Consider the following 11,027-nt stretch of genomic DNA (forward strand, 5'->3'; position numbering starts at 1 on the left):
TATCCAACGACGCAAAGGCAGGCACTCTCCAGCAAGGCTCCCGGGGCCAATGGGACGTGTTTGACGAGGATGACGAGTATCTAGGCACGGTAAGTACTGAGCTGGACGGAATGGAACTCGTCGCCAGGTCCGCCTAGCCATCCCGAGTCGCCATCCATGCCCGCAGGCGCTGGATGCCACAGGGCGTCTGCTCGGTCGGCGCTGTCGATACTCTCAGGTCATGACTCCTCGCGATCCGGATTTCTACAACCGCGACTTGCCCCAACAGTGGGCGGCGCGAAACGGCCTACGCCTCGACAGCGACCTCCGCGACAACTCGCAGGCGCTGAGCTCCGTGATTGACAGGCGCAAGAGTGCATTGGTGCAGAAGGTGGAGGCGCTCCGGGACCTTTCGCATGAGGTATTCGACCACCCGCAGTACTTCTCGAAGCCGATTGGGGGCAACGTCGTTGCGGTTGTGACTGCGCCGTATCTTGGTGTCGTGTGTAGTGAGCTGGGCTCAACCGCGAACCTGAACGCCAGGGCACATGCGATCGCCGCCGAACTCGAACTCTTCGTCCGCGTCGGACATCCCGCCGATACCATTTACCTCACGCGATTCGCGAGTCAGCCAACGGTTCCCATCGTCTGGTGGAACCCTAGTCGGATCGCCCTCGATATCCCGACGATCGATGATCCATACCCGCGGTTCGCCGGGGACTTCTGATACAGACGCAGCGGCTCGCGTGCGGCGGCCTTTCTAGGCATCGACGGACTCGATGAGATGAGAGCCCTCGTCCTTCGCAGTGAAGGGGCTACCTTGCTCGATGCGTAGCAAGGTCACGGGAGCAGTCGCGTACATGCAGATCGACTGCAAGTCGTTTGTCTACACCAAATCTGGCTCGTTCCAGTTGCAGTAAGGAGAGATTGAAATGGACGCATCACTCTTCAGATGATCCGGCTCGCGGGCGCCTGCCACTTGTTCTTCCGCCTCGAGGCTTCGCTTATACCTGGTCGTGACCACGCCTCCAACGTGGAGTCCCGGGTTCGCGAGGTCTTCGGCGTGGACCTGGACGAAGTCGCGGAGACGGATCGCAGCTTCCACGGAGTCGTAGGTGGCGTCCGAGGGGATCAGGACAGTGTGGGCGACTGCGAGTGCCATCTGTACGAGGTGGCCGAGGCTGGGCGGGGTATCGACGACGAGGCGAAGAACGTGCACTGGAAGCACTGGGAGCCCGTCGTGACACAGATGAGCAAGGAGCGCGGCTTCTACGCACCGACGCTCGAGCGCTACGAAGAGGAGGTCGACACCGGTGCCCTCTACGTCGGCTCCCCCGAGACCGTCGCGCACAAACTCGCCGCCGCCGTTCGGAGCAATCACCTGTCGCGGTTCGACCTGAAGTACGACATCATGCACCTGCCGAAGGACGTGCGCGAGCGCAGCATCCGCCTCTTCGGAGAGAAGGTCGCCCCGCGCGTGCGCGAACTGCTCGCCGCCGACCCGGGAGAGGGTGCGTTCACCGACCCGGCTGTGGCCCGGATCACGAAAGACGGCAAGGCCGTCCACGCGTGAGGGAGATCACCATGAACGACACCATCGAAACCATCGGCATCCTCGGCGCGGGCAAGGTGGGCACCACGATCGCCAGCCTCGCCCTCGCCGCGGGATACCGCGTGCTCATCGCCGGCTCGGGCGCTCGGGAGCGGATCGCGCTCACCATCGACGTCTTCGCCCCCGGGGCCAGCGCGGTGACGGCCGCGGACGCGGCTGCCGGGGCGGATGCCGTCATCCTGGCGCTTCCCCTCGGCAAGTACCGCACGCTCCCGGTCGAGCAGCTGCGCGGGACGTTGGTGCTCGACGCCATGAACTACTGGTGGGAGACCGACGGGATCCGTGACGACCTGAGCGATCCACGCACCTCGACCAGCGAGCTCGTGCAGGAGTTCCTGCCGGAGTCGCGGGTCGTGAAGGCCCTGAACCACATGGGTTATCACGACCTCGAAGACGAGTCCCGACCGGCCGGAGCGCCCGGGCGCAAGGCCATCGCCGTCGCGGGTGACGAGTCCGCCAACCTCGCCCGCGTCGCGGAGCTGATCGACAGGCTCGGCTTCGACCCCGTGCTCATCGACACTCTGGCGGCCGGAGCTGCGCTCCAACCCGGGAACCCCGCGTTCGGCGCCGACGTGACCGCCGACGAGCTGCGCGGACTGATCGGAATCGCCTCGCCGATCCCGCCGCGATGACCGCCGGAGGTCCGGGCGGGGGCGACGACGCTGGCCCGGCTAGGCTCCCAGAAGCCGTCGACGACCATGGAGGCACCGATGCCCACTCCCCCCAGGCTGCGCGCGAGCGCACTCGTGCTCGCAGGGATCCTGGCCTGCGCCGGCTGCTCCGCGGCGATTCCGAGCCCGCCGGCGGCCGTCGGCGACGACTTCCCCGGCACCTGCCTGCCGTCGGAGGTCTCCTGGCCGTCCGACTTCCTCGAGTCCCTGCCCGGAGAGTCCGAGGCGATCGGCGGCGCCATCGTCGGCCTGCGCCTCGAGTGGCTCGACGACGATTTCGCGTGGCGGCTGCGCAGCGCCGACACCCGTGAGGACGCGTTCGGCGAACGGGTCGACGACCCGAGCTTCGGCCGGGAGTCGCTGGTCGACGTCCGCACCCTGGAGGTTCTCTCGACCGGCGAGACGGAGCTCACCGAGGCGGAGCAGCAGCTGAACGGCAGCAGCGCCTACAGCGCGGCGCAGCTCTCGGGCGAGGAATACCCCAGTCCACTCATCGTGGAGATGGCCCGCGTGATGGACGACGGCGCGCCCGTGTGGCAGCTCACGATGTGCGACACCGCCACCAACGAGTTGACGGTCACGACCCTGAATTGACGCACGCCCCGACCGCTTTACTCAGCTAACTTGCACGCTCGTGTGCACGTATTGTGTAAACTCGTCCTGTGAAACAGAGCTGGCGGGTCTACAAGCGCGACGTCAAGAGACTCTCCCGCGTACCCAAAGCCTGGATCATCATCATCGGGGTGCTCATCACCCCGGCCCTGTACGCGTGGTTCAACATCAACGCGTTCTGGGACCCCTACGCGAACACCGCGAACATCCGCGTGGCGGTGGTCGATCTCGACGAGGGCGCCACCTCCGACCTCACCGGTCACATCGACATCGGCGAGCAGGTGACCGCGCAGCTCGAGGACGACGACCAGCTCGGCTGGACGTTCATGGGCGAGGACGAGGCTCAGGAGGCCGTGAAGAAGGGCGACGTCTACGCCGCCATCGTCATCCCCGCGCAGTTCAGCGAAGATCTGCTCAGCATCACCAGCGGTGACTTCACCCAGCCGGCGCTGGAGTACTACGTCAACGAGAAGGCCGGGGCGATCGCGCCCAAGATCACCGACGTCGGCGCTTCCGAACTCGACAAGCAGGTCACCACCGCTTTCAAGGAGCAGGTGGCACTCGCCGCGACGAACGCCCTCAAAGACGTCGGCGACTCCACCGAGCTGCGGCTGCTGAACGCCAGGGACAACACCCTCAACGCGTTCGACCAGGCAGCGCAGACCATCTCGTCGGCGCGCGAGAACCTCGCCGAGACGCAGGACGGGCTGACCTCGTCTCGCGGCACGCTCGCCTCCGCCCGGAGCACGCTCGGCGACGTCGACAAGACGCTCGGCGATGTGCAGAAGTCGCTCGACCAGACGCAGTCGATCATCGCCGAGACGCAGAAGGAGGTGATCGCCTTCACCGACAGCGCCACCACCGCGTTCCTCCAGGGCACCACGCTGCTCGCCGATGCGTCGTCGAAGGCGAACGTCTCGATCACCCGTCTCACCCAGAGCCTCGAGCAGGCGGGCGTGCGCATCGACGCCGGGATCGACGACGTCTCGAACGTGCTCGAGGCGAACGAAGCGGCCGCCGCGCGTCTGCAGGCGCTCGTGGACGACACCGACCTCAGCGACGAGACGAAGCAGCAGCTCACCGAGGTCATCGCCTCACTGCAGCAGCGCAACGCCACCGACCAGCAGCTGCTCGCAGACCTGAAGGACCTCAAGGCCAGCGCATCCGACACCGTGAGCTCCGTCCAGGCGACGGCCGACGCGGTCGACAAGGCGATGCAGGACACCAGGGATGCGTCGTCGGCGATGCGCGACATCCTCACCCGCACCGTCCCCTCGCTGAACAGCGCCATGTCGCAGCTGTCGTCGAGCGTCGGATCGTTGTCGGCGGCGCTGGATGCGCAGAAGGGCGTGCTCGCCGAAGCCGATCAGCTGCTGGGCGGGTTGGACTCTCAGCTCGTGGCCACCTCGTCGGCACTGGAGAGCTTCGACGGCGACCTCGCCGGCATCGAGCAGGGCCTGCAGACCTCGCGCACCGACGTCGTCGCCCTCAACGCCGCATCCGAATGGGGTCTGCTGGGCACACTGACCGACCTGGAGCCCGAGCAGATCGCCCAGTTCATCTCCTCCCCCGTCGAGGTCGACGAGCACCTGGTGTTCCCCGTCGACACCTATGGGTCGGCGATGGCGGCGCTCTTCACGAACCTGTCGCTGTGGATCGGCGCCTTCGTGCTCATGGTGATCTTCCGCGTCGAGGTCGACACCGAGGGCGTCGAGGGCGTCACCGTGCGCGAGGCCTACTTCGGCCGCTTCTTCCTCTTCGCGACGCTCGCCGTCGGCCAGGCGCTGATCGTGTGCACCGGAAACCTCATCATCGGCGTGCAGACCGTCAGCGCGGCGGCCTTCGTCGGCACGGGTGTGCTCATCGCCCTCGCATACGTGAGCATCATCTACGCCCTCTGCGTCGCGTTCGGGCACGTCGGTCGTGGCCTGTGCATCCTGCTCGTGATCATGCAGATCCCCGGCGCGTCCGGGCTGTACCCGATCGAGCTGATGCCCGGATTCTTCCGTGCGATCTATCCGCTCCTGCCGTTCTCCTACGGCATCGACGCGATGCGCGAGACGATCGGGGGCTTCTACGACGGCCACTACTGGCGCTTCCTGGGCGCCCTCGCCGTGTTCGTCGCTCTCGCGTTCCTCATCGGGCTCGTGCTGCGCCGCCGTCTCGCGAACTTCACCCTGCTCTTCAACCGGCAGGTCCTCGCCACCGACCTCCTCATCGGCGAAAAGGTGCAGGTCGTCGGCAGCGGATACCGGCTCACCGACGTGATCCGAGCGCTCTCGAACCGCGGGGAGTACCGCGAAGACCTCGCTCGCCGCGCCGAGCCGTTCACCCGCCGCTATCCGGCGCTGCTGAAGGCGACGGTGCTCACGGGGGTCGCGGGGCTCGTCGTGCTCGGGGTCATCACCTGGGCGCTTCCCGGATCGAAGGCGCTGCTGCTGGGACTGTGGACGCTCTGGATCCTCCTCGTCATCGGATTCCTGGTGGCCATCGAGTACATCAAGCACAGCTTCGAGAACGGTGCGGAGGTCGCGGCCCTCGACGACGCAGAGCTGCGTGAGCTCGCCCTCGTCGGTCCCGCCGGCCGTGACGCGGTCATGCCCTCCTCAGCGGAGGGGCCGCTCGGCACGGTCCGGTACGCACCGGTCGCCACGACCGAGGCGGAGGCGCCCGAGGCCCCGGATGCTCCGGCCGCCGGCGCCGAGGCCGATGCCCTGCTCACCGAGTGGTTCGAGCCGGAGACGGACACGCAGCCGTACCCGGAGACGGACACGGAGCCGTATCCGGAGACGGAGACGGTAGCGGAACCCCTTATCGGACCGGATGCCGGGCCGACCGCCGAGCAGGACGACGCCGAGCAGACAGAAGAAGATCTCGCGGACGAAGAACCACTCACCGACGAAGACGAACACCGGACCGCAGAAGGGGAGGACCGCGCATGAGGGACATCCTGCACCTGACGGCCCGCGACGTGCGGCACGCGACCCAGAACGTGATGGCGTGCATCGTCCTGTTCGGCCTCGTCGTCATCCCGTCGCTGTTCACCTGGTTCAACGTCATCGCCAGCTGGGATCCGTTCGCGAACACGAAGGATCTGAAGATCGCGGTCGCGAGCACCGACGCCGGGTATGAGAGCGACCTCGTGCCGATCCGCGTGAACGTCGGCGAACAGGTCCTCTCCCAGCTTCGCGGGAACGACCAGCTCGACTGGGTCATCACCGATGAGCACGACGCGATCGACGGGACGAAGTCCGGCGAGTACTACGCCGCGATCGTGCTGCCCGAGACGTTCAGCGCCGACATGCTGACGTTCTACGCCGACGGCGGCGACCGCACGCACATCGCGCTCTACACGAACGAGAAGAAGAACGCGCTGGCGCCGAAGATCACCGGACAAGGTGCGGAAGGGGTCTCGTCCGCCATCAGCAGCACCTTCGCCGAGACGCTCGGTGACGTGGCTCTCGGCCTCGTCTCGTCGATGTCGGACTACCTCACGGATGAAGACACGCAGGCCGCACTCACCCGCATCGAGGCCCGCCTCGGGAGCGTGGGCGATCAGCTGCGGTCCGGGGCGCACACGGCCGACACCTTCACGGCACTGCTGGAGGCGAGCCGGCCCCTGCTCGACAGCGCCTCGGGCCTGGTCGGCTCGGCCGGCGACGCGTTCACCGACACCTCCGGCGCGCTCGGCAGCGGTGTGGATGCGGCGGGCACACTGAAGTCGACCCTGCAGACGGCGGCGCAGTCCCTGACGGATGCGCTCGCGGCGACGGCGAGTAGCTACGACGCCGTCGGTCAGCGCATCGACGAACTGTACGCCGGGGCCGACTCGCTCAGCGGCAGCCAGGTGCAGGCGATCACCACGCTCGCGGACCGCGTGCAGCAGCAGATCGACCAGTACTCCGCGGTCAAGAACACCCTGGAGACGGAGGTCGGGCCGAACCTTCCCGAATCCGCGCAGCCCGACTTCGACGCCGTGATCAGCCGACTCGACGAGGCCATCGCCCGGCAGCAGGCGCTGCAGGAGCGCCTCCAGAGCGCGGCGACCGAGATCGCAGCCGGCAACGACTCGGCGCAGAGCTCGCACCAGGAGATCACCGCCGCGATCGCCGCGGCGAAGAAGGCGATCACGGATGCGCGGAGCACGTACGACAACGGGCTGAAGGCACAGCTGAACTCCCTCTCGTCGACCCTCACGCAGATCGGCTCCGACGTCTCGGCGATCCGCTCCGACCTCTCCGGCATCACGTCCAGCCTCTCCGGAGCATCCGATTCCGTGCAGTCGACCCTTTCGCGCGCACAGGAGGCCACGACGCAGCTGTCGGCATCGCTGAACTCGTTGGCCGACCGGTTCGACACCGTGCAGCAGGCGATGACGAAGGCCGCGGACACCGGCGATCTCAGTGAGCTGATGGGCGCCGACCCCGGCGTGCTCGCCACGTCCCTCGCCGAACCCGTGCGCGTGGACCGCACCGCGGTGTTCCCGGTGGCCGGTTTCGGCGCGGCCATGGCGCCGCTGTACATGATCCTCGCCCTGTGGGTGGGTGCGCTGCTGATGACCGTGACGATCCGCGTCGACGTGAATGCCGAGACGCTCCCCGATCGCCCCGAACTCACTCCGACGCAGAAGTACCTCGGCCGCTACGGCATCTTCGGGCTGGTCGGTCTCGCACAGAGCACGCTGCTGACCCTCGGGCTGATCCTCTTCGTCCAGGTCGAACCCGCACATCCGCTCCTGCTGATCCTGGCCGGGTGGGCGATCTCGACCGTGTTCACCCTCATCGTCTACACGGCCGTGGTCGCGTTCGGCAACGCGGGCAAGGCGCTCTCGGTGCTGCTCCTGGTGATCCAGATCTCGGGTTCGGGCGGCGCGTATCCGCTGCAGCTGCTGCCCGACTGGTTCCAGAGCATCAGCCCGTTCCTGCCCGCGACCTACGCCGTGAACATGGTGCGATCGGCGATCGCCGGCGTCTACCAGGGCGACTTCTGGTGGTCGCTGGGCGCGCTCGCGCTGTTCATCATCCCCGCGCTGCTCCTCGGTCTCGTGCTCCGTCGCCCGTTGATGACGTACAACCGCAAGCTCGTCGACGCACTCGCGTCGACCAAGTTGATGTCGTGACTCCTGTGTCTCCGCGAAAGGACCATGAAGTGACCGCACCGAATCCCCGGCGTCGGCGCGATGCGCTCGCCAACCGCGAGGCCCTGCTGCGCGCGGCGCAGTCGGTGCTCGCGACCAACCCCACGGCATCGCTCGATGTGATCGCACAGGCCGCCGGCCTCACGCGGCGCTCCGTCTACGGCCACTTCGCCGACCGCGACAGCCTGCTGCGCGAGGTGATCGCCGTCGGCGCACAGCGGTTCAACGCGATCGCCGAGGCGACCGACGAATCCGACCCCCGCGTCACGCTGGCGCGGATGGCGACGCGGCTGTGGCGGGAGGCCTCGGCCGTGCGCGCTTCGGCCAACATCGCCCTCGATGATGCGCATCTGACCGACACCGTTCTCGCCCTGGCACCGCTACGCCGACGAATCCGCGATCTGACGAGGGCCGGCGTGGACTCCGGGGCGTTCCGTGCAGACATGCCGGCCGAGCTGCTCGCCTTCCTCATCGAGGAGACGGCGCGGGCGACCCTGCGCGAGCTGCGGCTCACCACGACCGACGCGGACTCGACCGTCGTGCGCGTGGTGCTGAGCATCGTGGGCCTCTCGTGGACGGAGCAGGCCGAGCTCATCGGCGCGCACCCCGAGATCTTCGCGCAGGACTGAGACCGCGGCAGACGGCTCGCTCGCGCCCGTTCGTGGTCGTTCAGGCCGTCGCTTCGCCGAACCGCCCCGGACTCGCCACAGCTTCGGCAGTGACCGACCGATCCCCCGCGCGCACCCGGAACCAGAGGGTGAGCTCGGTCAGCGCCCGGACGAGGGTGTCCACGTCTGAGCCGGCGTCCAGGTCGGCGAACGAGTCCCGGTACCCCTCGGGGCGCCTCTCGCCGCGATGCAACACCCGGTACCCCATGGTCCAGTCCGAGAAGCGGCGCTCGGCGATCGACTCCTGCATGAGCACGAGCAGGTCGTGGTGTCGGGAGTCGTTGCGGATGACGTCGACGAGGTCCGCGACGGTCTCCGGATCCCCCTCCAGCACCTGGATGAAGCGCCCGTCTCGATGAAGGAGCATGCCGGTTATGGCACGCCCATCGTTGAGACGCCGGCACACGGTGAGGAGCTGCTCGAGTGCGGATTCACGGAACGGCTGGGAAGCAGTGCTGGTGTAGACCAGCGAGACCAGACCGGTGTCGGCTTTCGCGCTCACAACGCCACCCCTGCTCACCGTCATGGAACTCGGGCGACGACTCGACCATCAGCTGTTCCACCGCGGCCGTGGCCGCCGGCAACGTCGGGAAGTCGCCCTGGGGCCGTGACCGGGCATCGAACGCGCGATACCCTCCGTCCGGTTGCCTGTCGATGTATCCGAGGAAGTCGCCGCGGCGGCTTCCGACATGGAAGCCCTCCTCGACGCAGGCCCAGAGGACGTCGTGATCGGGTCGGGCGGAGTTCGGCACTCTGGAACGATACGTGCGCACCGTCCACAGCGCGCTCCCCTTTACAGCCGCCGCAAGGGTGCGCTAAGCGCGCGCCGTAGGGGTTGCAGGAGCGACGATCCGCACGATATTCGGCATCCGCTTCGAAAGCAGAGCCTTCGATCACCTCGATCGGCGGCCCTCGTCCGGGAGAATGGACGATATGTCCGCGACACCCCGCCGGCCGCTGCTCTCCGCTGTGCGCCGCCTGCTGCACACCGACCCCTCCACGGTCGCGCACACCGAGGTCCTGCCCGTCATCGACGAGCGCACGGTGCCCCGGGTGCTCGACCTGGCGACGAGGATCGGGGAGTCGATGTTCGCGGTCGGCGCCTCGGCCCATGAGGTGACCCTCGCGATCACCCGCGTCTGCGACGCGTACGGGATGAAGGGCGTGCAGGTCGACGTCACCTACAACTCGATCACGGTGTCGTTCCACCTGAGCGGCGAGGTCTGGCCCGAGACGCTGGTTCGCGTCGTGCGGGTCACCGCCCCCGACCACGCGAAGCTGCAGCGGGTGCAGGCTCTGGTCGCCGACATCGACGGCGGGCTCGACCTCGAATCCGCCCGCACGACCTTCCGAGCGATCCGCCGGGTCCCGTTCCGCTATCAGCAGCCGGTCGTGATCGTCGCCCGAGCCCTGCTCGCCGTCGGCGTAAGCATCATGCTCGGCGCCTCCCCGATCATCGTCGGACTCACGTTCGTCGCCGCCCTGTGCGCGGCTCTGACCCAGGCGGGTCTCGCTCGCCTCCGCGTTCCGCTGTTCTTCAGCCAGATCGCCGGAGGGTTCGTGACCACCGTCGTGGCGGTCGTCGTCTCGGCGCTGGGCTCGGCGGGGATCGAGCCGTTCGTCGGCATCCGCCCGTCGATCATCGTGGCCTCGGGCATCGTGCTGATGCTGGCCGGTCTCACCGTGGTCGGCGCCGCGCAGGACGCGATCGACGGCTTCGCGCTCACCGCCGGCGGACGCATCCTCGACCTCACGATGCAGACCCTCGGTGTGGTGATCGGCATCCTCGTCGGCCTGGAACTCGGGAGCGTCCTGGGGTTCACCATGGACCTCCCCGACGACCCGGCACCGTTCGGCCCGATCCTGAACCAGTTCGCCGGCGCGATCATCATCGCGATCGCCGTCGCGGTGTTCAACGGCGCCGGCATCCGCATCATCCTGGTGAGCGCGCTGCTCAGCGCGGTGACCCTCGCGGGCTACTCGGGTTCGGTGGCGCTGAACCTGCACCCGGCTGCGGCGAGCGCGGTCGGCGCTCTGCTCGCGAGCTTCCTCGGGATGCTCATCGCCCGCAACCTGCACGTCCCGTCGGTCGCCGTCACGACCGCGGCCATCGTCCCCCTCGTTCCCGGTGTCGCCGTGTTCCAGGGCCTGCTGGAGATGGTGCACGCCACCGGGACGTCCACGGGGATGCTGGTCGCCGGCGGATCGCTCATCGACGCCGCAGTGATCGGCATCGGTCTGGCGTCCGGCGCCTCGCTCGGCCTCTACCTCGGCACCCCGGTGCGGGCGACTCTCGCGAGCGTCGCGAAGACCCGCGCCCGCGTCCGCCGCTGACCCCGGGACCCCCT

The 11,027-nt window shown here is 67.9% G+C and carries 9 protein-coding genes; 8 read left to right on the forward strand and 1 reads right to left on the reverse strand.

All coding sequences use genetic code 11. The features are described 5' to 3' along the window. The first annotated feature begins 220 nt into the window (after positions 1 to 220). From GZ67_RS0116340 to GZ67_RS0116375, 7 genes are all read left to right on the forward strand, one after another. Positions 221 to 706 carry a hypothetical protein gene (locus GZ67_RS0116340; RefSeq protein ID WP_029262156.1) on the forward strand — a complete coding sequence of 162 codons (486 nt, stop codon included), beginning with the start codon at positions 221 to 223 and terminating at the stop codon, positions 704 to 706. Between the two features lie 336 nt (positions 707 to 1,042). Next, positions 1,043 to 1,552, forward strand: a complete 510-nt coding sequence (locus GZ67_RS0116350; RefSeq protein ID WP_136025575.1) for a hypothetical protein — start codon at positions 1,043 to 1,045, stop codon at positions 1,550 to 1,552. A gap of 11 nt (positions 1,553 to 1,563) precedes the next feature. Further along, positions 1,564 to 2,223 (forward strand): NADPH-dependent F420 reductase, encoded by a 660-nt coding sequence (locus GZ67_RS0116355; protein WP_036303508.1) that lies wholly within the window; start codon positions 1,564 to 1,566, stop codon positions 2,221 to 2,223. Positions 2,224 to 2,301: 78 nt separating this feature from the next. Next, positions 2,302 to 2,856, forward strand: coding sequence for a hypothetical protein (locus tag GZ67_RS0116360; RefSeq protein ID WP_029262153.1), 555 nt, complete (start codon positions 2,302 to 2,304; stop codon positions 2,854 to 2,856). A gap of 68 nt (positions 2,857 to 2,924) precedes the next feature. Next, a complete protein-coding gene (locus tag GZ67_RS0116365) occupies positions 2,925 to 5,816 on the forward strand; it encodes a YhgE/Pip domain-containing protein (protein ID WP_029262152.1) in 2,892 nt (963 codons plus the stop codon). Beyond that, positions 5,813 to 7,993, forward strand: a complete 2,181-nt coding sequence (locus GZ67_RS0116370) for a YhgE/Pip domain-containing protein (RefSeq protein ID WP_029262151.1) — start codon at positions 5,813 to 5,815, stop codon at positions 7,991 to 7,993. Before GZ67_RS0116365 ends, GZ67_RS0116370 begins: the two co-directional genes overlap by 4 nt. A gap of 29 nt (positions 7,994 to 8,022) precedes the next feature. Further along, positions 8,023 to 8,640 carry a TetR/AcrR family transcriptional regulator gene (locus GZ67_RS0116375; protein ID WP_029262150.1) on the forward strand — a complete coding sequence of 206 codons (618 nt, stop codon included), beginning with the start codon at positions 8,023 to 8,025 and terminating at the stop codon, positions 8,638 to 8,640. Positions 8,641 to 8,680: 40 nt separating this feature from the next. On the opposite strand, the gene GZ67_RS0116380 is transcribed toward GZ67_RS0116375, so the two are convergent. After that, positions 8,681 to 9,181: a BLUF domain-containing protein gene (locus GZ67_RS0116380; RefSeq protein WP_168380832.1), complete on the reverse strand. Its 501-nt coding sequence runs from the start codon at positions 9,179 to 9,181 to the stop codon at positions 8,681 to 8,683. A 431-nt stretch (positions 9,182 to 9,612) separates the two neighbouring features. Between GZ67_RS0116380 and GZ67_RS0116385 the strand changes: the two genes are divergently transcribed. Further along, positions 9,613 to 11,013: a threonine/serine ThrE exporter family protein gene (locus GZ67_RS0116385; protein WP_029273952.1), complete on the forward strand. Its 1,401-nt coding sequence runs from the start codon at positions 9,613 to 9,615 to the stop codon at positions 11,011 to 11,013. The last annotated feature ends 14 nt before the right edge of the window (positions 11,014 to 11,027 follow it).

Origin of the sequence: Microbacterium sp. Cr-K20 (genome assembly GCF_000708325.1) — a bacterium.
Classification (GTDB): Bacteria; Actinomycetota; Actinomycetes; order Actinomycetales; family Microbacteriaceae; genus Microbacterium.

What these genes read in the sequence shown, in the direction of transcription:
- GZ67_RS0116340 (WP_029262156.1), top strand. Translation starts at nt 221, where the DNA reads ATGACTCCTCGCGATCCGGATTTCTACAACCGCGACTTGCCCCAACAG.
- GZ67_RS0116355 (WP_036303508.1), top strand. Translation starts at nt 1,564, where the DNA reads ATGAACGACACCATCGAAACCATCGGCATCCTCGGCGCGGGCAAGGTG.
- GZ67_RS0116360 (WP_029262153.1), top strand. Translation starts at nt 2,302, where the DNA reads ATGCCCACTCCCCCCAGGCTGCGCGCGAGCGCACTCGTGCTCGCAGGG.
- GZ67_RS0116370 (WP_029262151.1), top strand. Translation starts at nt 5,813, where the DNA reads ATGAGGGACATCCTGCACCTGACGGCCCGCGACGTGCGGCACGCGACC.
- GZ67_RS0116385 (WP_029273952.1), top strand. Translation starts at nt 9,613, where the DNA reads ATGTCCGCGACACCCCGCCGGCCGCTGCTCTCCGCTGTGCGCCGCCTG.